Source organism: Microbacterium sp. H6 (assembly GCF_003314775.1).
In the GTDB taxonomy this organism is placed as follows: domain Bacteria; phylum Actinomycetota; class Actinomycetes; order Actinomycetales; family Microbacteriaceae; genus Microbacterium; species Microbacterium oxydans.
Window position 1 is genome coordinate 1 of the sequence record NZ_QOAY01000034.1, and the last position, 24,087, is coordinate 24,087.

Here is a 24,087-nt window from a genome sequence, read left to right on the forward strand (position 1 = left end):
CTGCCTCGGTGGCGTGTGCCACTCCAGCGCGACGCGGGGTGCCGGCTCCGACACCCAGGCGCCGTCGAGAGCCACTCCTCGGGCCGTCACGCCGAGGAGCTCGACAGGACCAGAGTGCTGCAGCCGGTTGCGCGATGTCAGGATGGAGCGCCCCGGCAACACGTCGGCGACCCCGGACCGCCGTTCCTCCTGGTCGACCGCGACCTGGAGCCAGCCGGTGTCGAGGTCGGCGCCCACCGCCCCCACCACATCCGACGAAGGGGCGGAACCCTCCGGCCGTGCCCGCAGCTCGATCGACAGCACGCCGTCGTGGGGACGGCGCAGCAGTACCCACACCGTCGCCAGTGCGAGCGGGAGACCGATACCGACCACATCGGGCCGAGAGAACACGAGGCCGGCGGCTGCGACGATCGCGGAACCCGCGAGTCCTATCGCGATCACAGGCGTCCGACTCCAGCGCACATGCGAGCGCGCCGTGACGCGGACCGACTCTGTCACCGTACCGCAGCCACTGTCGGAGGAACCGGAGTCACGTCGACCACCGTCGCGACGACGGAACGAGGATCCACTCCCTGGGCCCAGGCCTGCGGCGTCAGCGTGAGTCGGTGAGCGAGGACGGACCCCGCGATGCGCTTGATGTCGTCCGGTCGGACGTAGTCGCGATCATCCAGGGCGGCGAGCGCTCGGCCGAGCAGGACGAGAGCCTGTGATCCCCGAGGAGAGGCGCCGACGGCGACGTGCGCCGCGTCCCGGGTGGCCCTCGTCAGCTCGACGCAGTACCTCGCGACATCGGCATCGACGTGGATCCGTTCGACCGCCGCCTGGATCGCGAGGAGCCCTGCTCCGTCGACGACGGACTCGACGGAGGCATCCGGGCTCTGCCGTCTCACGCGGTCGAGGATGATGCGGGTCTCGTCCTCCGGCACGGGGTAGCCGACCGCGAGCCGCACCATGAAGCGGTCGAGCTGCGCCTCGGGAAGCGTGTACGTTCCCTCGTACTCGATGGGATTCGACGTGGCGATCACATGGAAGGGACGCGGCAGGGCGAAGCTGTTGCCCTCGACCGTCACCTGACGCTCCGCCATCGCCTCCAGCATCGCCGACTGCGTCTTCGGCGTAGTGCGGTTCACCTCGTCGGCAAGGAGCAATCCGGTGAAGATCGGCCCCGGCCGGAACACGAACTCGCCGGTGGCCGGTGCGTAGACGTAGGAGCCCGTGACATCCCCGGGAAGCATGTCAGGGGTGCACTGCAGACGTCGGAAGTCGAGGCCGAGCGCCGAAGCCAGGCTCCGCGCGGCGAGTGTCTTGCCGAGGCCCGGGACGTCTTCGAACAGCACATGGCCGCCAGCGAGGATCGCGGCGAGGGCGATCGTGAGAGGCTCGTCCATCCCGACGACGGCTCCACGGACGCTGTCGAGCACCCGACGCCCGGTCTCGGCGATCTGCGTGGTCTCCTGGCTGGTCATCCGGGCTCCTCCATGTCGTTGGGGATTCTGTCGATCGCATCGAGCACCATCTCGATGTCGGTGCGCTGCACTTCGCGACGGTGCAGGGCGTCCCGCACCCCCTCGCCGAGGAGTGCGTCGATGCGTGCGTGCTGTGCGGGGTCCTCGAGGTCGAGACCGTGCAGGGCGAGGCGTCTTCGCAGCACCGCCTGCACGCGACGCACGACGACGTGGCCGGCGACCCCCGTGCGGGTGTTGATCGCCCATGCCATGCGGGAGACCTCAGAGCCGTGCGAACTGCGGCTCGGCGCTTCCGGAGGCCACTCGGGTCCGACCTCGATGAACTCCTGACGACAGGCGAAGACCACCGCGAGGGCGAGGATCATCCAGGCGAGCACGAACGGCTCGGGGAACCCCAGCTGTCCGAGCAGGAGGAGGACGCCCGCGGCGCCGATGACACCGACGCTCACGACGAGGACCTGTCTCTTCATCGCCACCCCTCCTGGATGCCGCGAAGACACTCGGCAGCTCGGGCACGATCGTCTTCGTTGGCATCGTGACCGCCGAAGCGGACGCGTTCGTAGAGGCCCAGCAGGGTGACGACGTCGTCGGTGATCCCGGCGCGTCTGCCGATGATGCGCACGGTGAACTCTGAGGGCGTCTCGTTGACACCGCGCCCCGCACCGGCATCCGCCGCGGATTCCTCCAGCCCCACCCACGCCGCGATGATGCTGTCGCCGGGTCGGGACCGGTCATCGACCGTCCGCAGCGCCTCCGCGATGCCGCGCCGGATCGTCGCCTCGTCCGGGTCGCCCCCGGCTGCAGGCACTGCGACGACGTGTGCATCCAAGGCCGACGCCGTTCGGCGCGCGAGAGGACGGTCGCGCCAGAGGCCGACGAGGTAGCGGATCAGGAGGCGGGCGCCGAAGAACACCATCGCGAGCACGGCGGCGAGGACGAGCGCGGCGAGGACGTATCCGATGATCGCGAGCAGCGGAGAGTCCTCCGGTGGATCCATCGGAGGGGGTGCGGTCTCCGCCGGCGCCGTCGGCCCCGTGCCCTCGCCGGCCCGTGGTTCGGCATCGGCGAGCCATCCCCCGAACTGCGGAAGCCCCTGCGCCGCTGCAGCGAACATGATCGTCGCGAAGAAGCCGGCGATCGCGACGAGCGGAAGCAGCAGCATCCGTGGGCGATTCGACCTGGCAGTCTCATGCACCGGGACCGAGGGCTCGGAGCGGGACATGCCCCCACCCTAGGGGCTGCGTCTCCCCCGGACCGCCATCACCTCCGGCAGAGCCGGACGCCGACGACAGGTCAGCCGAGGTCGGGACGGCGCCCGGCGAACGGGCCCAGACCGTCGCGGAGCGCCGCGATCTCGTCGATTCCCATACCGACCGCGGCCATCACCTGGTGCGGAACCTCCACCGCGCGCTCGCGTAGCGCAGCGCCCGCCGACGTCAGAGTGATCTCGAGTCGCCGCTCGTCCTCGGTGCTTCGCTGACGCGCGACCAGCCCGTCCGCCTCGAGCCTCTTCACCAGCGGGGATGCGGTCGCGGGCTCCATGGCCAGGTCGACGGCCAGGTCATTCAGCGTGCGAGGAGCTCGTTCCCAGAGCGCCAGCATGACGAGGTACTGCGGGTGCGTCAGGCCGAGTGGCTCGAGGATCGGTCGATACAGGGCGACGACGTTGCGCGCCGCTGTCACCAGGGCGAAGCAGAGCTGGTTCTCGAGCCGGAGCAGGTCGTCGGTGGGGGTCACAAGGGAGACTATACATCTGCACTAATAGTTAGTACACTAATCAACATGGCACAGGACTCCGACCGCCCGCCCCTCCGCACTCGCATCCGCGAAGCAGGAGGACTGTACTCCTGGGTGAACACGAACCTCATCCGGTTCGCAGGACCCGCCTCCGTCGGCCCGTACGAGAAGACGCCCCCACCCAGCGCGGCCGAGCGGGCCGAACGCGCCTGCCCTCTCTGCGGGGCTCCGATGACGCAGCACGAGATCGACCGCTCCGGACCCAAGACGCTGGTGCACTGCCCCTAGGGCGAGCGGCCGTCCGCGCCCTGGCACGCGATCGTTGAGAGCGCGGGGATCCGTGTCAGCCCTGCTCCGAGCTCTCCGCCCTCGAAACGGCGGACTCTCGAGCGACATCCAGCCAGAACATGAGCGCTGTGTCGTCTTCGATCGCCGTCTGCGAAACGTCGAGCCACCCCGAACTCATGGTGCGCGCCCCCATCACTGCGCGTGCCGCGCCTGGCTCGGTGAGCAGCGCGGCGCCGTCCTCATCCGCCACACGGACCAGCAGCACTCCCCCAGGACGCGCGCCCACCAGGATGTGCCCGTCGTCGAGGAACGCTCTCGTGCCGAACATGCGCCGCTCTTCGATCTCCGTGTCTGCTCCGAGCAACGCGCGCACACGATCCGCCAGCTCGTTCCCCGCAGCGTCCATCGTTGGTCCCCGCTTACGCGTGTCCGGCGCGCTCCATGGCGCGGAGTTCCTTCTTGAGATCCTGCACCTCGTCGCGCAGACGCCCGGCGAGCTCGAACTTGAGCTCCGCCGCAGCCGCGAGCATCTGGTCGGACAGATCCTGGATGGTGGCCTCGAGCTGCTGCGCGCCCTCGGCGGCGATCCCGGTACGACGCAGGTTGGGCGTCGGCGATTTGCCCTTGCCCGTCGCGCGGCCACGACCCGACAGCATCTCCGCCGTGTCTGCACCTTCACGGGCCAGCACCTCGGTGATGTCAGCGATGCGCTTGCGGAGCGGCTGCGGATCGATGCCGTTCTCCTTGTTGTACGCGACCTGCTTCTCCCGACGTCGGTCGGTCTCCTCGATCGCCTTCGTCATGGAGTCGGTCATCTTGTCGGCATACATGTGCACTTCACCGGACACGTTTCGTGCCGCACGGCCGATGGTCTGGATCAGAGACGTACCCGAGCGCAGGAACCCCTCCTTGTCGGCGTCGAGAATCGCCACAAGGGAGACCTCTGGAAGGTCGAGGCCCTCGCGCAGGAGGTTGATACCCACGAGAACGTCGTACACGCCAGCGCGCAGCTCACTGAGCAGCTCGACGCGGCGCAGCGTGTCGACATCGGAATGCAGGTAGCGGACACGCACACCGTGCTCGCCGAGGAAGTCGGTGAGCTCCTCGGCCATCTTCTTGGTGAGAGTCGTGACAAGCACACGCTCGTCGCGCTCGACCCGCACGCGGATCTCCTCGAGCAGGTCGTCGATCTGCCCCTTCGACGGCTTCACCACGATCTCCGGGTCGACGAGGCCGGTCGGGCGGATGATCTGCTCGACGACGCCGTCGGCGATCCCCATCTCGTACTTCCCGGGAGTGGCCGAGAGGTACACCGTCTGTCCGATGCGGTTCTTGAACTCGTCCCAGCGCAGCGGACGGTTGTCCATCGCGCTCGGAAGACGGAACCCGTGGTCGACCAGCGTCCGCTTGCGGGATGCGTCGCCCTCGTACATCGCGCCGATCTGCGGCACCGTCACGTGCGACTCGTCGATCACGAGCAGGAAGTCGTCGGGGAAGAAGTCGAGCAGCGTGTGCGGAGGCTCGCCCGGCATGCGACCGTCCATGTGACGCGAGTAGTTCTCGATGCCGGAGCAGAAGCCCAGCTGCTGGAGCATCTCCAGGTCGAAGGTCGTGCGCATGCGCAGACGCTGCGCCTCGAGGAGCTTGCCCTGACGTTCGAACTCGGCGAGGCGCTCTTCCAACTCGTGTTCGATCGTGCCGATGGAGCGCTGGATGACGTCGGTACCGGCCACATAGTGCGATGCCGGGAAGATCGGCACGGCGTCGAGCTTCTCGATGACCTCGCCGGTCAGCGGATGCAGCGAGTACAGCGCCTCGATCTCGTCACCGAACAGCTCGATGCGGATGGCGTGCTCTTCGTAGACGGGGATGATCTCGATGGTGTCTCCGCGCACACGGAAGTTGCCCCGCGAGAAGTCGACATCGTTACGGTTGTACTGCATGGCGATGAACTGACGGATGAGCGCATCGCGGTCATAGCGCTCCCCCACCTGGAGGGCGACCATGGCCCGCAGATACTCTTCCGGCGCCCCGAGTCCGTAGATGCAGGACACTGTGGAGACCACGATGACATCGCGTCGGCTCAACAGCGAGTTGGTCGTCGAATGCCGCAGTCGCTCGACTTCGGAGTTGATCGAGGAGTCCTTCTCGATGAAGGTGTCGGTCTGCGGTACGTACGCCTCCGGCTGGTAGTAGTCGTAGTACGAGACGAAGTACTCGACCGCGTTGTTGGGCATGAGCTCGCGGAACTCGTTCGCGAGCTGGGCGGCGAGGGTCTTGTTGTGCGCGAGCACGAGCGTGGGACGCTGGACCTGTTCGACCAACCAGGCCGTCGTGGCGGACTTGCCGGTACCCGTCGCGCCGAGAAGCACCACGTCTGTCTCACCGGCATTGATGCGCGCCGCCAGATCGGCGATGGCCTTCGGCTGGTCTCCGGCCGGCTCATACTCGCTGATGACCTCGAAGGGGCGGACACTGCGCGTGGGTTGCATACCTCCAGCGTATGCCGCCCCTCCGACATCGAGGCCGTCGCGCAGGATCAGCCTCGCACGGGAGTCCACACGTACGGCGTTGTCGTCGACACCTTCACCAGTCCCGACCGCTCCAGGATCGGGCGCGAGAACTCAGTGGAATCGGAGTGGAGGTAGCGGACCCCACGCGCGATAGCCGAGCGCGCCCGCTCCGCCGTGAGAGCGCGGTAGATGCCGCGGCCTCGCCACTCCGGGAGCGTCGCACCGCCCCAGAGACCGGCGAACTCGGTGCCGGCCACCGGCTCGAGCCTCCCGGCGCTGATCACCTCGTCGTCCACGACAGCGATCCACAGCTCCGCCGAAGGGTCTTCGCGCAGGTGCACGACGAGCTCCTCCGACCTCGAACGCCAGTCGGGGTCATCGAAGACGCGGCCCTGCATCTCACCCGCCGCGAACACGTCGGCATCACTACGGCTCCGCCTGATCCTGACGTGCTCAGGAACGTCGACGTGCCGCGCGAGCGGGCGTGCCTCACCGATCATGATGGATTCCGGCTCCTCCGGCACGAAGTCGCGAGCGACAAGAGCGTCGTGCAGGCCGGGGGCACGATCGTGACCGCGGGTCTTCCACTCGACCGACCTCACCTCCGGACGCCCCGCGAAGTGGTCGGCCGCCGCGTCGACCAACAGCGCGACGTCGTCCGCATCCACGTCGCCGAGCTCGGCATACGTGACGAAGCCGCGTCCGCCGGGGAACGTCGCCATCAGGAGCGGTCCGTGCGCCGCCGCGTTCGATGCCCCCGCGATCTCGGGATGTGTGCGGAGCTGACGGTCGTACGCTTCCAGGAACTGCAGCTGCATGATGAGATCCTCTCAGACGGCGGGGCGGCCGCTCTCGGCACCACGGAGAGCGGCGACCGCCGCGAGCGCGGCAGCACCGCACATCGCGACGATGACGGCGACGAACCAGCCCCAGGTCGTCGAACCGAACACGAGACCGAGCAGCCACCCGAACACACTCGACCCGGCGTAGTAGGCGAAGTAGTACAGCGAGGATGCCTGTGCCCTGCTGGCGGGGTCGGCCGCGACGGGCGTCCACCCCGAGGCGATGGCGTGCGCGCCGAAGAACCCGGCGGTGAACAGCACGAGCCCGGCCAGGACGACGCCGGCCACCGGAAGCAGCAGCAGTGCGGCACCCACGGCCATCACTCCGATCGAGGAGAGCAGGACCAGGAATCGCCCGGCCCGCGAGGCGAGCGTCCCGGCCCACGGCGACGACACCGTGCCGGCCAGGTATGCCAGGAACAGCAGGGTGACCAGCCAGGCGGGAAGGAGGAACGGTGCGGCCGAGAGATGGAACCCGAGGTAGTTGTACACCGCGACGAAGGCACCCATCAGCAGGAATCCCTGCGCGTACAGGGCCCACTGCAGAGGTGAACGCAGAGGCGCCATGAGCTTCGCCAGGATGCCGGGCCCTCGATCGGTGCGCAGACGACCGGGGACGAATCCCCTGGCGCGGGGTGTGAGCCAGAGGAACAGAACGGCGGCGAGCGCGCACATTACCGCGACCGAGAGGATGCCGGTCCGCCAGCCTCCCACTTCCCCGACGATCCCCGAGACGATGCGCCCGAGCAGTCCACCGACCGTGGTCCCGGCGATGTAGCTCCCCGCGGCAGCGGCGGTATGACGTACTTCGACCTCTTCGCTGAGATAGGCCAGTGCCACTGCGGGTACGGCCCCCAGCGCCATCCCCTCCGCGAATCGCAGGACCAGCAGCGCGGCGATCTCTCCGCTCAGCGGGGCGACGAGGCCCAGTCCCGTGGCGGTGAGCACCCCGGTGGCCATGGCAGGCACGCGACCGATGCGATCGGCCACCATCGACCAGGGGATGACGGCCAGCGCCAAGCCGAGCGTGGCAGCCGACACACTCAGCGCAGCCGTCGCCGGCGTGACCGAGAGCTCGGCCGAGATCTGCGGCAGCACGGCCTGTGCCGAATACAGCTGGGCGAAAGTCGCGACCCCGGCGAAGAACAGACCGACGAGGAGCCGGCGGTACTCGCGTGATCCCGGGGTGTGACCCGCGAACGTCACCGTGAACTGATCCGCTGCCAGAGGGCGTCGGCCTGCTCGATCGTGCTCTCCACGGTGCCCGACGTATCGATCACGACGTCGGCGATCGCGAGACGGCGGTCGTCGGATACTTGGGCGTCGATACGCTCCTGCGCTGCACCCTCACCCATGCCGCGCAACTCGACGAGACGCTCGCGGCGCACGTCAGCCGGCGCGTGCGCGACGACGATGAGATCCCAGGGATCGTCTACCCTCGCCTCGACCAGGAGCGGCACGTCGTAGACGACCACGGCATCCGCGTCGCCGCGGACGGCCGCATCGAAGCGCCGCTGGGATTCCTCACGGACTGCGGGGTGGACGATCGCGTTGAGCTGCGCGAGGAGACCCGCATCGCCGAACACCTTCGCACCGAGCGCCGCCCTGTCGAGGGAGCCGTCCGAGGAGATGACGTCGTCGCCGAAGGTCTCGGCGATCCTGACGAGCACCGGCGAACCGGGAGACTGCACATCGCGAACGATCTGATCGGCGTCGACGATGACGGCACCGTGCTCGGCCAGGCGGCGGGCGATGGTCGACTTCCCGGAAGCGATACCGCCGGTGAGTGCGATGAGAGGCATGCGGTCAGTCTAGGCTTCGCCCCGACGCGACTCATCTCGCGCGCAACTGGCGACGGGAGCTGATCACACCGGTATCGAAGCCGGCCAGGTGGAGTCCGCCATGGAACCGCGCGTGCTCGATCTTGATGCAACGGTCCATCACCACGGACAGCCCCGCGCCCTCGGCGATCGCCGCGGCATCCTCGTTCCACGAGCCCAGCTGCAGCCACAGCGTCTGCGCGCCCGCCTCGATGGCCTCCTGTGCCACGCCGGGGAGGTCGTCGTGGCGTCGGAACACGTCGACGATGTCGGGGACGACGGGCAGATCGCTCAGGGTCGCGTAGACGGGCTGCCCGAGGATCTCGGTCTCCCGCGGGTTCACCAGGTAGACGTCGTAGTTCGTGCTGGAGAGCAGGTAGGTCGCGACGAAGTAGGACGCGCGGGCGGGGTTGTTCGACGCCCCGACGATCGCGATCGACCTCGCGCGTCGCAGCAGGCCGAATCGCTCCTGCTGGTTCGGTCCGCTCCAGGTGCGCCCCGGCACCGCGACCGCGACGGGAGTCCCACCGGGCAGTGCACACGTCGCCGCATCGGTCACAGCCGGCAGCGCGCAGGCATCGCCCGAACTCGTCGTGCTCATCGGTTCGCTCCCGTCGCCGTGGTGAGGGCCTGGTCGAGGTCCCAGATGATGTCGTCGGCGTCTTCCAGACCGACTGAGATGCGGATGAGGTCGGGACGCACGCCCGCGGCGACCAGCTGATCCTCCGTGAGCTGCCGGTGCGTCGTCGAGGCCGGATGGATCACGAGCGTGCGCGCGTCGCCGATGTTCGCGAGGTGCGAGGCCAGTTGCAGATTCTCGATCAGGGTCTCCCCCGCCGCGCGACCGTCCGGCGCCGCGACCCCGAACGCGAACACCGAGCCGGGACCGAGAGGCAGGTACTTGGCTGCGCGTGCGTGGTGCGGGTGTCCTTCGAGCCCGGCCCAGGTGACGTAGGCCACACGAGGGTCCGAGGCGAGCCAGTCCGCGACGACGCGGGCGTTCGCGAGGTGGGCGTCTATGCGCTGTGGAAGGGTCTCGATCCCCTGGAGGAGGTTGAACGCCGACTGCGGGCTGAGCGCGGGGCCGATGTCCCGCAGTTGCTCGGAGCGGAGCTTGGTGAGGAAGCCGTACTCGCCGAAGTTGTCCCACCACTTGATGCCGCCGTACGACTCGACGGGTTCGGTCATCTGCGGGAACTTGCCGTTGCCCCAGTCGAAAGCGCCCTTCTCGATGACGACGCCGCCGAGGGTGGTGCCGTGTCCTCCGAGGAACTTCGTCACGGAGTGGATGACGATGTCGGCGCCGTGCTCGAGCGGACGGGCGAGGTAGGGCGTGGCGAGCGTCGCGTCGACCACGAGCGGGACACCGGCCGCGTGGGCGATCTCGGCGAGTCCTTCGATGTCGGCGATCTCCCCGGAGGGGTTGCCGATCATCTCGACGTAGACCACCTTCGTCTCCGGACGGATCGCGGCGGCGAAGTCCTCGGGATCGGTCGAGGCGACGAACGTGGTCTCGACCCCGAAGCGACGCAGCGTGACGTCGAGCTGCGTGACCGTGCCACCGTAGAGCTGGGCGGCGGCGACGACATGATCGCCTGCTCCGACCAGGGCCGCGAACGTGATGAACTCCGCGCTCATCCCGGAAGCCGTCGCGACGGCGCCGATTCCACCCTCCAGCGATGCGAGGCGCTCTTCGAGAGCCGCGACCGTCGGGTTTCCGATACGCGAGTAGATGTTGCCGTACTTCTGCAGGGCGAAGAGGTTGCCGGCATCCGCGGCGTCGTCGAAGACGAACGAGGTGGTCTGGTAGATCGGCACCGCCCTGGCCCCGGTGGCGGCATCCGGCGTTCCCCCCGCATGGAGGGCTCTGGTGCGGAATCCGAAGCGGTGTTCTTCGGTCATGATGTCCTCGATTCAGAAGCGGAGTTCAAGAGCGCAGTTCCGCTGTGGAGAGCACGTCGGCGATGTCCGCGACGGCCCAGGGATTCTGCAACGACGTCGTGTCACCGAGCTGCAGGGCCTCGCGACCCTGCCTTCGTGCCTGCTCGGCCTCCCAGAGCTGCGCCAGGAGCCGGCGCATGATCTTGCCCGACCGGGTCTTGGGCAGGTCGGGGACCACGACGATGTGCTTCGGCTTGGCGACGGGGCCGATCGACCGCGCGACCTGAGCGCGGAGGTCGGCCGGCGTCACCTCGGCCCGGCCCGAAGCCGTCACGAACGCGACGACGGCCTGGCCGGTGACGGGGTCGGAGACCCCGGCTGAACCGGCTTCGCCGACGGTGTCGTGAGCGACGAGGGCCGACTCGATCTCGATGGTGGAGAGTCGGTGACCCGAGACGTTGACGACGTCATCGAGTCGCCCGAGGATCCAGATGTACCCGTCGATGTCGACGGTCGCCCCGTCGCCGGCGACGTAGAAGCCGCCGAACTCTCCCCGACCGGCGTAGGCCGACCAGTACGAGTCGCGATAGCGCTCCGGATCACCCCAGACGGTGCGGGCCATGCCCGGCCAGGGTCGGCGCACGACGAGCGTCCCCGAACGTCCCGGTTCGACCGGATGCCCCTCGGCATCGACCACCGCGGCATCGATCCCCGGGAGCGGCACCGAGGCCGAGCCCGGCTTGAGGCGCGTGACGCCCGGCAGCGGGGCGATCATCGCGGCACCGGTCTCGGACTGCCACCAGGTGTCGATCACCGGCAGCGCATCCCGGCCGAAGTTCTTCCGGAACCATACCCACGCCTCGGGGTTGATCGCCTCGCCCACCGTACCGAGCAGACGGAGCATCGAGAGGTCGTGGCCCCCAGGGAGATCGGCGCCGAACCAGGTCATGAAGGTACGGATCAGCGTGGGCGCCGTGTAGTAGACGGTCACGCAGTAGCGCTCGATGATCTCGAGGTGCCGCTCCCGGTTCGGCGAGTCCGGCGTGCCTTCGTAGATGACCTGGGTCAGCCCGTTCGACAGCGGACCGTAGATCTCGTAGGTGTGCGCGGTGACCCAGGCCAGATCGGCCGTGCACCAGTGCACGTCGTCGGGCTTCGCGTCGAAATGCGCCCAGTGCGCCCAGCTCGCCTGCGTGAGGTATCCGCCCGACGTGTGGACGAGTCCCTTCGGCTTCCCGGTGGTGCCGGACGTGTAGATGATGAAGAGAGGATGCTCGGCATCGAACGCCGGGGCGTCGTGCGCCGGCGATGCCGTGTCGACCACCTCGTGCCACCAGACGTCCCGACCTTCGGTCCACGGCACCTGCTGGCCCGTGCGTCGGAGCACGAGCACATGCTCGAGGTCGGGGAGGTCCGCGGCCGCCGCATCGGCCGTCGACTTCACCTCGGTGGCGGTGCCGCGTCGGAACTGTCCGTCGCTCGTCACCAGCAGCTTCGCTCCGGTGTCCTCGAGGCGGAAGCGCACGGCCTCCGCGGAGAATCCCCCGAACACCAGGGAGTGCACGGCTCCGATCCGGGCACAGGCGAGCGTGATGACGATCGTCTCCACGAGCACGGGCAGGTAGATCACCACACGATCACCCGGCTCGATGCCGAGCGCCACGAGAGCATTCGCGGCGCGTGCGACCCGCTGCTGCAGATCGGAGTACGTCACCGCGATGCGGTCGCCCGGCTCCCCTTCGAAGTACAGCGCCACCTTGGCTCCCCGACCGGCATCGACGTGCCGGTCCACGCAGTTGACGGCCACGTTGATCCGCCCTCCGACGAACCAGCGCGCGGCGGGAACCACATCTCCGATCGGAGGCTCCCACTCGTGCGCGGTGTCCCACGGTTTCGCCCAGTCGAGGCGTCGAGCGGCGTCCTCCCAGAACGCGACGGGATCCACTGCCGCGCGCGCATAGGCCTCACCGGAGACGTTCGCCTCCGGGAAGTCGTTCGACGGCTCGTAGACGCGTGTCTCCTGCAGTCGGGCCTCGGTCACGCTCACACCCACCGTCGCAGCAGGTACTTCTCTGCCAGGGCGAGGACTCCGTTGGTCACCGTACCGAGCAGTGCCAGCAGCACGATCGAGAGCAGGATCCGATCGACACGGCCACTGTTCTGGGAGTCGGTCAGCAGGAAGCCGAGGCCCATCGAGGAAGCGATGAGCTCTGCGGCCACCAGGAACAGCCACGCCTGTGCGAGCGCGAGGCGGAGCCCGGACACGACGGACGGTACGACCGCGGGCAGCTGCACGATGCGGAACAGTGACCATCCGCGCAGGCTGAACGAGCGCCCGGCCTCGACGAGCTGCGGATCCACGTGTCGGAGCGCCGAGGCGACGGTCGTGTAGACGGGGAAGAACGCTCCGATCGCGATCAGCGTGACCTTCGACTCCTCACCGATCTGCATCCAGAGGATGAGCAGCGGCACCCAGGCCAACGAGGGCACAGCCCTCACGGCGGCGAGCGTCGGGCTCAGCAGCACGTCCCCGAGCCGTGACAGGCCCACCACACCGGCCGCGGCGAGTCCGATCACCGAGCCGATCGCGAATCCGAGCAGTACGCGCTGCACCGAGATGGCGATGTGCGTCCAGAGCTGCCCGGTCTCGGCCAGCTCGATGCCTGCCTGGAGGACCGAGACGGGTGTGGGCAGACGGTAGGGCGGGACGAGTCCGTTCGTCGTCACCACCTGCCAGACGATCAGGATGATCGCCGGGAGCAGCAGCCCTGCCACGATCCGCACGACGGGGCGGTCCCAGGATCGTCGTGCGCTGCGGTTCGGACGTCGGAGCTCGCCCTTGGCGAAGTCGAGCGCGTCCCGCGAGTCCGCGGGCACGAGCACGCGCTGGTCGAGTTCGCTCACTCGCCGCCGACCGCCTTCTCGGCGAACGTCGCGTTCACGATCGAGGACAGCGCCTTGTCCACCGACTCCTTGCCTCCCTGCACGTCGCCGGACTCGACGAGCACGGGCGCGATCTTCTCCAGGACGCCGATCTGATCGTCACCCGGGATGCCGCTCACGTCGAGGTTCGAACGCTCCTGGATCACGGTGGTGGCGACGCCGATGTCGATGCCTGCCACCTCGGCGAGGAGCGCTGCCGTCTCGTCGGGGTTCGCCAGCGCCCACTCCCGTGCCTTCTCGTACGCATCCACGACCGCTTGCGCGAGGTCGGGGTGGTTCGTGATGAAGTCCTCGGTCGCGTTCAGGAACCCGTACGTGTTGAAGTCGACGTTGCGGTAGACGAGCTTGTCGCCCGACTCCGCCTCGGCGGCTGCCATGATCGGGTCGAGGCCGGACCACGCATCGACCGAACCGCCGTCGAGGGCGGCACGACCGTCCGCGTGCTGAAGGTTCTGCACCTCGACGTCCGACAGCGACAGGCCCCCTTCTTCGAGCGCCTGGAGCAGGAAGAAGTACGGGTCGGTCCCCTTGGTCGCGGCGACGGACTTGCCCGTGAGGTCTTCGATCGACGTGATGTCGCTGTCCGGTCCGACGACGATCGCCGCCCACTCGGGCTGCGAGAAGATGTCGATGACCTGGATGGGCGAGCCGTTCGCTCGGGCCAGGAGCGCTGCAGAGCCGGCCGTCGAGCCGACGTCGACAGAACCGGACCGCAGCAGTTCGTTCGCCTTGTTCGAGCCGGCGGACTGCACCCACTCCACGGTGACGTCATCTCCGAGGATGTCCTCCAGGATGCCCTGGTCGCGGATCACCAGGCTCAACGGGTTGTATGTCGCGAAATCGATCGACAGCGTGTCGGACGACCATTCGGTCGTGCCGGATGTGGGCTTCGCGTCGGTGGCAGCAGCGTTCTCTCCGGCGACGCAGCCGGTGGACACGAGCATCATCGTCCCCGCGATGGCGATCGCAGGGATGATTCGGCGGGTGGTGATGCTCATCGGGTCTCCTCGGCGGTGCGGTGGTGGGTGTCTACGCCGAGGCCCTCGAGGAGCTCGGCGCGCAGGTCGGCGAGACCACGATCGGCGCGGTCACGGGGACGGGCGCCTGGCACGGTGATCGTGCGGGCGATGGATGACTCGTCAGGTCGGGTCGCGCTCAGCGTGCGCAGGAGCAGGACGCGATCGGCGAGATAGAGCGCTTCCTCGACATCGTGCGTCACGAGGAGCACGGTGGTCGGCTCTGCGGCGTGGATCTTCAGCAGCAGATCGTGCATCCGCAGGCGCGTGAGCGCGTCGAGCGCCCCGAAAGGCTCATCGAGCAGCAGGACACCGGGGTTCCTGGCAAGGGCTCTGGCGAGGGATGCACGCTGCGCCATCCCGCCGGATACCTCTCGCGGTCGCTGATCGGCGGCATCGTCGAGGCCGACCAGGTGCAGAAGTTCTCGTACACGATCGCGTCCCGCGCGGCGCGCGGTGCCCCGCGGCAGGCCCAGTTCGACGTTCTGGGCGATCGTGCGCCACGGGAGCAGTCGTGGCTCCTGGAAGGCGACGGCGGTGCGGTCGTCGACCGCCGCTACGGGTGTGTCCTCGAGGCGGATGGCGCCCCGTGTCGGGGAGTCCAGACCGCCGACCAGACGGAGGAGCGTCGACTTTCCGCAGCCGGAAGGCCCGACGACGGCGACGATCTCTCCGGCGGAGACCTCGAGGTCCACGCCGCGCAGGACGTCGCGGCGTCCCCGCGCGAGAGGGAAGGACCGTTCTACACCTTCGAGCCGCACTTCCTGCGCTGCACCGGCCGCCGCAGAGGCATCGGTCGTATGCGGCGCCGGCAGCAGGGTGGTCATATGCCCATGCTGGCCGAGCGCGTGGCCTGTTACGAATGCGGTCGTAATGTTGCGTCACGGGCGGGCAGCCGCGGTCCGGACATGCGAAACGGGCCGCCACACCCGCCCGAAGGCGAGGTGACGACCCGTTTCAGAATGCTGCTTAAGCGTTGCCGCCCGAGAGCTTCTCGCGCAGAGCGGCGAGAGCCTCGTCGTCGGCGAGGGTGCCGGCGCCGGCAGCCTCGCTCGTGAAGGACTGGCCGCCGAAGTCTTCGCCGGCCGCAGCCTCGGCCTCGGCCGCCTTGACGACCTGAGCCTTGTGCGCCTCCCAGCGAGCCTGGGCTGCAGCGTACTCCTGCTCCCATGCCTCGCGCTGGGCGTCGAAGCCTTCCTTCCATGCACCGGTCTCGGCGTCGAAGCCCTCCGGGTACTTGTACTCGCCGTTCTCGTCGTACTCGGCGAGCATGCCGTACAGGGCCGGATCGAACTCGGTGCCGTTGGGGTCGACCGACTCGTTGGCCTGCTTCAGCGACAGCGAGATGCGACGACGCTCGAGGTCGATGTCGATGACCTTGACGAAGACCTCTTCGCCGACGGAGACGACCTGCTCGGCCAGCTCGACGTGCTTGCTGGAGAGCTCGGAGATGTGGACGAGGCCCTCGATGCCGTCTGCGACGCGGACGAACGCACCGAACGGAACGAGCTTGGTGACCTTACCCGGCGTGACCTGACCGATCGCGTGGGTACGGGCGAAGACCTGCCACGGGTCCTCCTGCGTCGCCTTCAGCGACAGGGAGACGCGCTCGCGGTCGAGGTCGACCTCGAGGATCTCGACGGTGACCTCCTGGCCCACCTCGACGACCTCGGAGGCGTGCTCGATGTGCTTCCAGGACAGCTCGGAGACGTGCACGAGGCCGTCCACGCCACCCAGGTCGACGAACGCACCGAAGTTGACGATCGACGAGACGACACCCTTGCGGACCTGACCCTTGTGCAGGTTGTTCAGGAACGTGGTGCGCGACTCCGACTGCGTCTGCTCGAGCAGCGCGCGGCGGCTCAGGACGACGTTGTTGCGGTTCTTGTCGAGCTCGAGGATCTTGGCCTCGATCTCCTGGCCGAGGTACGGCGTGAGGTCGCGGACGCGGCGCAGCTCGATGAGCGAGGCCGGCAGGAAGCCGCGGAGTCCGATGTCGACGATGAGTCCACCCTTGACGACCTCGATGACCGTACCGGTGACGACGCCGTCGTTCTCCTTGATCTTCTCGACGTCTCCCCAGGCACGCTCGTACTGTGCGCGCTTCTTGGAGAGGATCAGACGGCCTTCCTTGTCCTCCTTCTGGAGAACGAGGGCCTCGACCAGATCGCCGACAGCGACGACCTCGTTGGGGTCGACGTCGTGCTTGATCGAGAGCTCACGCGAGGGGATGACACCCTCGGTCTTGTAGCCGACATCGAGGAGGACCTCATCGCGGTCGATCTTGACGATCGTGCCTTCGATGATGTCGCCGTCGTTGAAGAACTTCAGGGTCTTCTCGACCGCGGCCAGGAAGTCCTCAGCAGATCCGATGTCGTTGATGGCGACCTGCTTGGTGGCCGGGGCGGTCGTTGCGGTAGTCATGTAGTGGGTTGTCCTTGTTGAATGGAGACTCGGGCTGAGAGGCAAAGACCGCGCACGGCCGACAGCATGCTTCACAGCAGTTGGATTTTGGTTTTCTCGCCACGAGGGCATGCGCATGCACGCCACGAGTGACGGTTAAGGCTATCAGAAGTTCTGATACAGCAGGAGTCGGATTCGGCGGACCGACCGACTGTGGATAACTCCCGCGGGCTCGTGGCGCTTCCGACTACCGTGACGGGGTGATCTCGCCGACTCCCGCTCCCGCCACATCCCGCCGCTTCGGCGCCTTCGCGATGGTTCTCGGCGTCATGGTCCTCGCCGGATGCACGCCGTCGCCAGCCCCGACGCCCACCCCGACCGCAGCGTTCGCCTCGGAAGAAGAAGCCTATGCCGCCGCGGAGGAGACGTTCACCGAGTATGCGGACGCGACGAACAGCACCGATCTCACCGACCCATCTTCGTTTGCAGAAGTCTTTGACTGGCTCACGGGCGAAGCGCTCGCGTCCGCCCGTGAGAACTACAGCCAGTTTTATGCCGCAGGAATCACTCGGAGCGGCTCCTCCGCTTTTGATGCCTTTACTCCGATCGAGTACGCGCATGCCACTGTCACAGCGCGCACTTGTCTCGACGTGTCGGAGGTGCAGTTGTCTAACGCGGACGGCTCCTCCGCGGTCCCGGCGGATCGACCGCCGCGTCAGTCGATCGAGATCGTGTTCGTCGTAGCCGATACGGACACCAAACTCGCTATCTCATCGACCACTCAAACAGAGAACCTCCAATGCGGGTGATCTCCCGGCCATTTGCCTCGTTGCTCCTGTTCGGAGCCTCCGTCGTTGTGCTCGGGCCCCCAGACCCACCCCCTCCGCAAGCTGGATTTGATGGGGCCTGGGCGTCGACTAACGCAGGAACTGTGGTGATCTCAGGCACCCAGACGCAACCCTCCTCCGGTACACCCCACAGCGGCTCGCCCCGAGGAGACGCTCCGCCCTCCCCCTCCGGCCCCGGATTCCCCGTGCACGAGTTCGACTTCGATTCCTGCCTCGACGACTGGAACAGCTCCCGCGGGTGCTTCCGCGCGGTGTCCGATGAGGAGCCGCCGACCGATCCCGCGCAGGACGCGACTGCCGCCCCGACCATCACCATCGACGACCTCGCACAGTTCGCGCCCGATCCCGTGGCGAATGTGGGAGAGCCCGACAACCTCGGCGTCGCCGGCATGCCGACGAACTTCGTCGCTGCAGCAGCGGTGCACACTCGCTCAGGATCGCTGTTCGGCACGGTTCTCACCGTGCGGTTCACGCCTGTCGGGTATGAGTTCGTGCACGGCGACGGCACCTCCGCGACCTCGAGCACAGGCGGACAGACCTGGTCAGCGCTCGGCCAGGCACCGTTCACGCCCACCACGACGAGTCACACCTATGACGAGCGCGGCACCTACCGGGCCCACGTCACCGTGCGTTACACCGCAGAGGTCGATCTCGGCGGGGGCTGGTTCCCGGTGACCGGGCAGCTCACGATTCCTGGCCCGGCTCGGGAGATACGCATCTTCGAAGCGCACACCGCCCTCGTGGCCCACACCTGCGAGCAGAGACCGACAGCACCGGGGTGCTGAGCCGGACCGACAGGCGCGCTATCGCACGGCAGTCACGACCGCCGCAGCACCGTCGGCATCGACGAAGCCCTCGAGGGTCAGGACGGCGTCGTCCTGGATGCCTTCCGCAGGCACGAAGGTGATCTGCGGGACCAGGTCCATCGTGCACACCTCGTTCGCACTCGGCTCCAGTCGGATGATCCCTTCCTTCGCATTCACGGTTTCCAGCGTTCCCGAGGCCGGCACGCAGGTGGACGAGCCCCATGTGAGGATCGCGAGCTCATGCGCGTCTATCCACGCCGCCGCCGGGGTCTGCCGCGACATCCGATCGGCTGGGATGATCTCCCCCGTTGCGAGTGCCGGCAGGGTGAGCTCGGCCTTCTCTCCCCCGACCTCGGTCACGGTCAGCTCGACAGGGCGGGAGGAGTCGAACCCGGCAGGGAGGCCGAGGTACAGGCCGTGCGCCGTCTGCACAGCGGCGCACGCCTGGTCCGGCCCGGCGACGAGCACGATCTCCAGCGACTGCTCCCCCGCCACGAGGTCGCCGATCTGCGGTGAGCATGCGTCGCCCCACGTCTTCAGCACGAACGACGTCGCATCAAGCCACGCCGCCCGCGGCGCGTACGAGGCATCGGATGCGTCGGGGCCGGATGTCGACTCCGGAGCCGGGGATGTGCCCGCAGATGCTGCACAGCCGGCCAGGACTCCGGCGAGCACCACCCCGCCCAGGATCACAGCGGACAGCGTTCGAGGGAGAGCATTCATACTCCTGTGTGTCACGACACCCAGGATCGTCTCATCCACGGCTGGTGGGCCACGCCGCCGACGCAGGGGGCCGGTGCCGGGTCGGAGACCCGTGTCAGACTGTGCTCGTGACCGATCGCCTCATGCTGCTCGACACCGCCAGCCTCTACTTCCGTGCGTTCTACGGCGTCCCCGACAAGGTGACCGCGCCGGACGGCTCTCCGATCAACGCGGCGCGGGGTCTGCTCGACATCGTCGCCAAGCTCGTCACGCTCTACGAGCCCACGCACGTCATCGCCTGCTGGGACGACGACTGGCGGCCGCAGTGGCGCGTAGATCTCATCCCGAGCTACAAGACGCACCGCGTCGTCGAGGTCATCGCGAATGGGCCCGATGTCGAAGAGGTACCCGACCCGCTCGAAGCGCAGATCCCCCTCATCCGCGAGACGCTCGCTGCGATCGGCATCCCCATCATCGGTGTCGCCGACCATGAGGCCGACGACGTCATCGGAACCCTGGCCACCGACGCCACGATGCCGGTAGACATCGTCACGGGCGACCGCGACCTCTTCCAGCTCGTCGACGATGCCCGCGATGTGCGTGTGATCTACACCGCGCGTGGCATGAGCAATCTCGAAGTCGTGACCGACGCGACGGTCGTCGCGAAGTACGGGGTACTCCCCTCCCAGTACGCCGACTTCGCCACGATGCGCGGCGATTCCTCCGACGGCCTCCCCGGCGTCCCCGGTGTCGGAGACAAGACCGCCGCGACGCTCCTGCAGGCGCACTCCGACCTCGAGGGCATCCGCGCCGCTGCCGAGACGGGAGAAGGCATGAGCGCCGGGGTACGCGCGAAGATCCTCGCAGCGACCGCCTACCTCGACGTGGCTCCGACGGTGGTCGCGGTGGCCAGGTCCCTCCCCATCACTGCGCCGGACGTTCCACTCCACGTGCTCGACCCCTCGGAGGTCGACGCGGCGAACACCCTGGCCGAGAAGTGGAATCTCGGCGGCTCCATGACGCGCGCGGTCGCCGCTGTGTCGAAGGCCGCCCTCGCGTCCTGATCGTTCTCGGGGCCGCTGCGTCTACTCCGCCCAGGCGAGCAGTCGGGAAAGCCCCCACGTCGTGACGATCCGCGAGGCGGGAACGCCTGCACGCTCTGCGCGCTCGGCGCCGTGATCGAGCAGAGAGAGCTGTCCTGGTGCGTGCGCATCCGAGTCGATGGAGAACAGGCATCCCGCCTCGAGGGCGATCGCGATCAGTTCGTCCGGTGGATCCTGCCGCTCGGGGCGGGAGTTGATCTCGACGGCGACGCCGTTTTCGGCGCACGCGGCGAAGACCGCAGTCGCATCGAACACCGACTGCGGGCGGGTCCCCCGCTCTCCTTGCACCAATCGCCCGGTGCAGTGGCCGAGCACGTTCACCCGCGGATGCGACACCGCGGCAATCATCCGCGCGGTCATCGGTCGTGCGTCCATGCGCAGCTTGGAATGCACGGACGCCACGACGATGTCGAGCTCGCCGAGCAAAGAGTCCTCCTGGTCCAGAGTGCCGTCTTCGAGGATGTCGACCTCGATACCGGCCAGAAGCGTGAAGCCCTCACCGGACTCATTGCGCACCAAGGGAATCTGCTCCCGCAGCCGTTCGGCGGAAAGCCCACGTGCCACGCGAAGTCGCGGCGAGTGATCGGTGATCGCCTGATACTCGTGCCCGAGCGCACGCGCTGCCGCGGCCATCACCGGGATGGGCGTGGTGCCGTCGGACCAGTCAGTGTGCGCATGGAGATCACCGCGCAGCTTCGATCGGAGCACGGATACCCGCTCCGGCTCGACATCGCCGCGCAGTTCGACCAGGTACTCCGGCACCTCCCCGGCCTGAGCCTGCCGGATCACCGCGAACGTCGACTCCCCGATCCCCTTCGCCGCGCGCAGCCGCGTGGGGTCGGCGCGGACGCCCTCGGGAAGGTCCTGCAGCGTCGCCGCCGCCTGCCGGAACGCCTTCGCCCGATACCGGGAGGCCCGCTCGCGCTCGAGCAGAGATGCGATCTCCAGTAGCGCGTCGACGGGATCCACGGTCACTCCTTCGGTGCAGCCAGCTCGCGACTCACCGAGATCCACTGGTCGAGCTTGGCCAGGGCGCGGCCGTCGTCCACCGCAGCCGCTGCCTTGTCGTATCCCTCACGAAGGCGTTCGAGGATCGGTCGCTGCACCTGTGTGGCGTCCTGGGAGAGCTCGAAGGCGACGATGCCCGCGGCGGCGTTGAGGAGCACGATGTCCCGCACCGCGCCCGTCTCGCCCGCGAGGGTTCGCCTGAGCACCTCTGCATTGTGCTGCGGTGACCCTCCGATCAGGTCCGCGAGGTCGGCGATCGGGATGCCTAGATCACGCGGGTCGAGATCGTGCTCATGGATGTCTCCGCGCGTGACCTCCCAGATGCGACTGTGCCCCGTGGTGGTCAGCTCGTCGAGCCCGTCATCCCCTCGGAAGACGAGCGCCGTCGCGCCACGCGTTCGGAACACACCGGTGATGAGGGGAACGCGCTCGATCTGTGCGACGCCCACCGCATTGGCCTCCGCGCGGGCCGGGTTGCAGAGCGGTCCGAGCATGTTGAAGACCGTGGGAACGCCGAGCTCGGCGCGGACGGAACCGGCGTGCCTGAACCCGGGATGGAAGGCCCCCGCCCAGGCGAACGTGATCCCGGTGCGATCGAGGATGGAGGAGACCGACGACGGATCGAGCGACAGCTCGAGACCGAGAGCTCCGAGCACGTCGGAGGAGCCGGACGCCGAGCTCGCGGCACGGTTGCCGTGCTTGACCACCGGCACTCCGGTGGCACCGATGATGATCGCCGCGGTGGTCGAGACGTTCACCGTACCGACGCGATCGCCGCCGGTACCGACGATGTCCAGCACGTCAGGAGAGACGGGAAGAGGCACCGCGGCCTCGAGGATCGCGTCACGGAAGCCGACGATCTCGTCGATCGTCTCCCCCTTCGCCCGAAGTGCGACCAGGAAGCCGGCGAGCTGAGCCTCGGTGACACTCCCTTGCATGATCTGGCGCATCGCCCACGTCGACTCCCACACACTGAGATCGCGGCGCTCCAACAGAGAGGTGAGCACGTCGGACCAGGTCAGGGAATCAGCCATGTGTGCGATCCTATCGGCGCGGAGAAAACATGCAGATGCTTCCGGGCGGACGTGCGATCAGCGCCCATCCCTTGTTTCCCGCGGATTCACCGGCTATTCGCAGTGTTTTCTTAGGGTCCCCTAAGTCGAACTCAGGCAATCCTGGGCCCGCAGGTGCAAGAATCACGCCCGCGGATCGGCCATAATGGAGGGGTGACGACCTCAGCGACGTATGCCCCGGCGGCGAGAACGATTAAGCGGCCCAACCCGGTAGCTGTCGGCACCATTGTGTGGCTCGGCAGCGAGGTGATGTTCTTCGCGGGACTCTTCGCGATCTACTTCACCCTCCGCAGCACCTCTCCGGAGCTGTGGGCGGACCGGACCGAGCTGCTGAACGTCCCGTTCGCCGCAGTGAACACTGCGATCCTGGTGCTCTCCTCGTTCACGTGCCAGATGGGCGTGTTCGCGGCAGAAGACCTGCAGCCCTACAAGATCGGCAAGGGACAGAAGAACGGCGCCGGCCGCCGTCGTCTGTTCGGCTGGGGAATGGTCGAGTGGTTCTTCCTCACCTTCGCTCTCGGCGCCATCTTCGTCTCCGGCCAGGTCTGGGAGTACGCGCAGCTGGTGGCTGAAGGCATGCCGATCAGCGCCGACTCGTACGCCTCCGCGTTCTACCTGACCACGGGCTTCCACGCCCTGCACGTCACGGGTGGCCTGGTCGCGTTCCTGCTCGTCATCGGCCGCGCCTACGCGGTCAAGAACTTCCGGCACAAGGAGGCGACCTCCTCGATCGTGGTGTCCTACTACTGGCACTTCGTCGACGTCGTCTGGATCGTGCTGTTCCTCGTTATCTACTTCCTGAAATAAGAGCGGAGCTGATCCCCGAGATGGCACGAGAGAAGAAGCGCCGTTCCAGCGGTCGTCGCAGCCCTTTGGCGGCGGCCGCGCTCATCGGAGCAGGCCTCATGATCACCGGCGCTGTGTACGCCGGAGCGACCGCCGCGTTCGCCGCGACCGACACCCAGTCGGCTGCGACCTCGCAGCTGACGGTGGAAGACGGCAAGAAGCTGTTCACCGCCAACTGCGCCACCTGCCACGGTCTCGACCTGCAGGGAACCGCCAACGGCCCCAGCCTGTACGGCGTGGGTGAGCTGGCCACCGAATTCCAGCTGTCGACCGGCCGCATGCCGCTGCAGATGCAGGGCCCGCAGGCTCCGCAGAAGGCACCGCAGTTCACCGAGGACCAGATCCTCGCCATGGCCGCCTTCGTCCAGTCCGAGGCTCCTGGCCCGACGTTCCCGTCGGACCACATCCTCGACGGCAAGGGCGATGTCTCCAACGGTGCGGAGCTCTTCCGCGTCAACTGCGCGATGTGCCACAACGTGGCCGCAGCCGGTGGAGCGCTCACCGAGGGCAAGTACGCTCCCGGTCTCGGCGAGACCAGTGCACTGCACATGTACGCGGCAATGGTCACCGGCCCGCAGAACATGCCGGTCTTCGGCGACATGAACCTGTCCGACGAGGACAAGCGCGACATCATCTCGGCACTGCTCTTCCAGCAGCAGTCCGTGCAGATCGGTGGATTCTCGCTCGGCTCGCTCGGACCGGTCTCCGAGGGCCTGTTCGTGTGGATCTTCGGTATCGGCGCGCTCGTCGCCGTCACCGTGTGGATCACGGCGAAGTCCAACTGACGCTTAA

General features: G+C 67.8%; 25 protein-coding genes and 1 pseudogene. 6 read left to right on the plus strand and 20 right to left on the minus strand.

What is annotated here, in order from left to right:
* From DSP71_RS01730 to DSP71_RS01750, 5 genes and pseudogenes are all read right to left on the minus strand, one after another.
* Positions 1 to 498, minus strand: a pseudogene (locus DSP71_RS01730) (DUF58 domain-containing protein); the annotation flags it as partial.
* Complete coding sequence (locus DSP71_RS01735) at positions 495 to 1,466, minus strand: MoxR family ATPase (RefSeq protein ID WP_113680210.1); 972 nt, start codon at positions 1,464 to 1,466, stop codon at positions 495 to 497. The gene DSP71_RS01735 and the pseudogene DSP71_RS01730, both read right to left, overlap by 4 nt.
* Entirely contained in the window at positions 1,463 to 1,936 is a 474-nt protein-coding gene (locus DSP71_RS01740; protein WP_218867903.1) for a YeaH/YhbH family protein, read from the minus strand. Before DSP71_RS01740 ends, DSP71_RS01735 begins: the two co-directional genes overlap by 4 nt.
* Entirely contained in the window at positions 1,933 to 2,688 is a 756-nt protein-coding gene (locus DSP71_RS01745) for a DUF4129 domain-containing protein (RefSeq protein WP_113680212.1), read from the minus strand. Before DSP71_RS01745 ends, DSP71_RS01740 begins: the two co-directional genes overlap by 4 nt.
* Positions 2,689 to 2,759: 71 nt before the next feature.
* Complete coding sequence (locus DSP71_RS01750; protein ID WP_058632243.1) at positions 2,760 to 3,203, minus strand: MarR family winged helix-turn-helix transcriptional regulator; 444 nt, start codon at positions 3,201 to 3,203, stop codon at positions 2,760 to 2,762.
* A 45-nt stretch (positions 3,204 to 3,248) separates the two neighbouring features.
* On the opposite strand from DSP71_RS01750, the gene DSP71_RS01755 reads away from it, so the two are divergent.
* Positions 3,249 to 3,491, plus strand: coding sequence for a hypothetical protein (locus DSP71_RS01755; RefSeq protein ID WP_105724504.1), 243 nt, complete (start codon positions 3,249 to 3,251; stop codon positions 3,489 to 3,491).
* 55 nt (positions 3,492 to 3,546) lie between these two features.
* On the opposite strand, the gene DSP71_RS01760 is transcribed toward DSP71_RS01755, so the two are convergent.
* From DSP71_RS01760 to rpsA, 12 genes are all read right to left on the minus strand, one after another.
* The gene (locus DSP71_RS01760) at positions 3,547 to 3,897 is read right to left on the minus strand and encodes a TfoX/Sxy family protein (protein WP_218867902.1); all 351 of its coding nucleotides are present in this window, start codon (positions 3,895 to 3,897) and stop codon (positions 3,547 to 3,549) included.
* Positions 3,898 to 3,910: 13 nt separating this feature from the next.
* The gene (gene uvrB / locus DSP71_RS01765) at positions 3,911 to 5,983 is read right to left on the minus strand and encodes an excinuclease ABC subunit UvrB (protein WP_046749425.1); all 2,073 of its coding nucleotides are present in this window, start codon (positions 5,981 to 5,983) and stop codon (positions 3,911 to 3,913) included.
* Positions 5,984 to 6,030: 47 nt separating this feature from the next.
* On the minus strand, positions 6,031 to 6,822 hold the full coding sequence (locus DSP71_RS01770; RefSeq protein WP_113680213.1) for a GNAT family N-acetyltransferase: 792 nt from the start codon (positions 6,820 to 6,822) through the stop codon (positions 6,031 to 6,033).
* A gap of 12 nt (positions 6,823 to 6,834) precedes the next feature.
* Positions 6,835 to 8,052 carry an MFS transporter gene (locus DSP71_RS01775; protein WP_113680214.1) on the minus strand — a complete coding sequence of 406 codons (1,218 nt, stop codon included), beginning with the start codon at positions 8,050 to 8,052 and terminating at the stop codon, positions 6,835 to 6,837.
* Entirely contained in the window at positions 8,049 to 8,648 is a 600-nt protein-coding gene (coaE, locus tag DSP71_RS01780) for a dephospho-CoA kinase (RefSeq protein WP_058632240.1), read from the minus strand. Before coaE ends, DSP71_RS01775 begins: the two co-directional genes overlap by 4 nt.
* 31 nt (positions 8,649 to 8,679) lie before the next feature.
* The gene (locus tag DSP71_RS01785) at positions 8,680 to 9,267 is read right to left on the minus strand and encodes a CoA-binding protein (protein WP_082682659.1); all 588 of its coding nucleotides are present in this window, start codon (positions 9,265 to 9,267) and stop codon (positions 8,680 to 8,682) included.
* Complete coding sequence (locus DSP71_RS01790; RefSeq protein ID WP_058632239.1) at positions 9,264 to 10,568, minus strand: O-acetylhomoserine aminocarboxypropyltransferase/cysteine synthase family protein; 1,305 nt, start codon at positions 10,566 to 10,568, stop codon at positions 9,264 to 9,266. The genes DSP71_RS01785 and DSP71_RS01790 overlap by 4 nt, the downstream gene beginning before the upstream one ends.
* A 25-nt stretch (positions 10,569 to 10,593) precedes the next feature.
* Positions 10,594 to 12,600, minus strand: coding sequence for an acetate--CoA ligase (gene acs, locus DSP71_RS01795; protein WP_113680215.1), 2,007 nt, complete (start codon positions 12,598 to 12,600; stop codon positions 10,594 to 10,596).
* Positions 12,591 to 13,451, minus strand: coding sequence for an ABC transporter permease (locus DSP71_RS01800; protein WP_058632237.1), 861 nt, complete (start codon positions 13,449 to 13,451; stop codon positions 12,591 to 12,593). The genes acs and DSP71_RS01800 overlap by 10 nt, the downstream gene beginning before the upstream one ends.
* Complete coding sequence (locus DSP71_RS01805; protein WP_113680216.1) at positions 13,448 to 14,488, minus strand: aliphatic sulfonate ABC transporter substrate-binding protein; 1,041 nt, start codon at positions 14,486 to 14,488, stop codon at positions 13,448 to 13,450. The genes DSP71_RS01800 and DSP71_RS01805 overlap by 4 nt, the downstream gene beginning before the upstream one ends.
* Complete coding sequence (locus DSP71_RS01810) at positions 14,485 to 15,333, minus strand: ABC transporter ATP-binding protein (protein WP_046749288.1); 849 nt, start codon at positions 15,331 to 15,333, stop codon at positions 14,485 to 14,487. The genes DSP71_RS01805 and DSP71_RS01810 overlap by 4 nt, the downstream gene beginning before the upstream one ends.
* 142 nt (positions 15,334 to 15,475) lie before the next feature.
* Positions 15,476 to 16,930, minus strand: coding sequence for a 30S ribosomal protein S1 (gene rpsA, locus DSP71_RS01815; protein WP_046749289.1), 1,455 nt, complete (start codon positions 16,928 to 16,930; stop codon positions 15,476 to 15,478).
* A gap of 239 nt (positions 16,931 to 17,169) precedes the next feature.
* Here rpsA and DSP71_RS01820 point away from each other — a divergent pair, with 239 nt between their 5' ends.
* Together DSP71_RS01820 and DSP71_RS01825 are read left to right on the plus strand one after the other, a co-directional pair.
* A complete protein-coding gene (locus tag DSP71_RS01820) occupies positions 17,170 to 17,718 on the plus strand; it encodes a hypothetical protein (protein ID WP_113680217.1) in 549 nt (182 codons plus the stop codon).
* 224 nt (positions 17,719 to 17,942) lie between these two features.
* The gene (locus tag DSP71_RS01825) at positions 17,943 to 18,542 is read left to right on the plus strand and encodes a hypothetical protein (RefSeq protein ID WP_257022307.1); all 600 of its coding nucleotides are present in this window, start codon (positions 17,943 to 17,945) and stop codon (positions 18,540 to 18,542) included.
* Positions 18,543 to 18,560: 18 nt separating this feature from the next.
* Here the strand turns inward: DSP71_RS01825 and DSP71_RS01830 are convergent, their stop codons facing one another.
* Entirely contained in the window at positions 18,561 to 19,286 is a 726-nt protein-coding gene (locus tag DSP71_RS01830) for a hypothetical protein (RefSeq protein WP_113680219.1), read from the minus strand.
* 107 nt (positions 19,287 to 19,393) lie between these two features.
* Here DSP71_RS01830 and DSP71_RS01835 point away from each other — a divergent pair, with 107 nt between their 5' ends.
* Entirely contained in the window at positions 19,394 to 20,329 is a 936-nt protein-coding gene (locus tag DSP71_RS01835) for a 5'-3' exonuclease (protein ID WP_058632820.1), read from the plus strand.
* Positions 20,330 to 20,350: 21 nt separating this feature from the next.
* On the opposite strand, the gene DSP71_RS01840 is transcribed toward DSP71_RS01835, so the two are convergent.
* A complete protein-coding gene (locus tag DSP71_RS01840) occupies positions 20,351 to 21,337 on the minus strand; it encodes a PHP domain-containing protein (RefSeq protein ID WP_174799765.1) in 987 nt (328 codons plus the stop codon).
* Between the two features lie 2 nt (positions 21,338 to 21,339).
* The gene (gene trpD, locus DSP71_RS01845; RefSeq protein WP_046749293.1) at positions 21,340 to 22,410 is read right to left on the minus strand and encodes an anthranilate phosphoribosyltransferase; all 1,071 of its coding nucleotides are present in this window, start codon (positions 22,408 to 22,410) and stop codon (positions 21,340 to 21,342) included.
* A gap of 288 nt (positions 22,411 to 22,698) precedes the next feature.
* Between trpD and DSP71_RS01850 the strand changes: the two genes are divergently transcribed.
* A complete protein-coding gene (locus tag DSP71_RS01850) occupies positions 22,699 to 23,256 on the plus strand; it encodes a heme-copper oxidase subunit III (protein ID WP_227751204.1) in 558 nt (185 codons plus the stop codon).
* Positions 23,257 to 23,276: 20 nt separating this feature from the next.
* A complete protein-coding gene (locus DSP71_RS01855; RefSeq protein WP_058632814.1) occupies positions 23,277 to 24,080 on the plus strand; it encodes a c-type cytochrome in 804 nt (267 codons plus the stop codon).
* Positions 24,081 to 24,087: the final 7 nt, after the last annotated feature.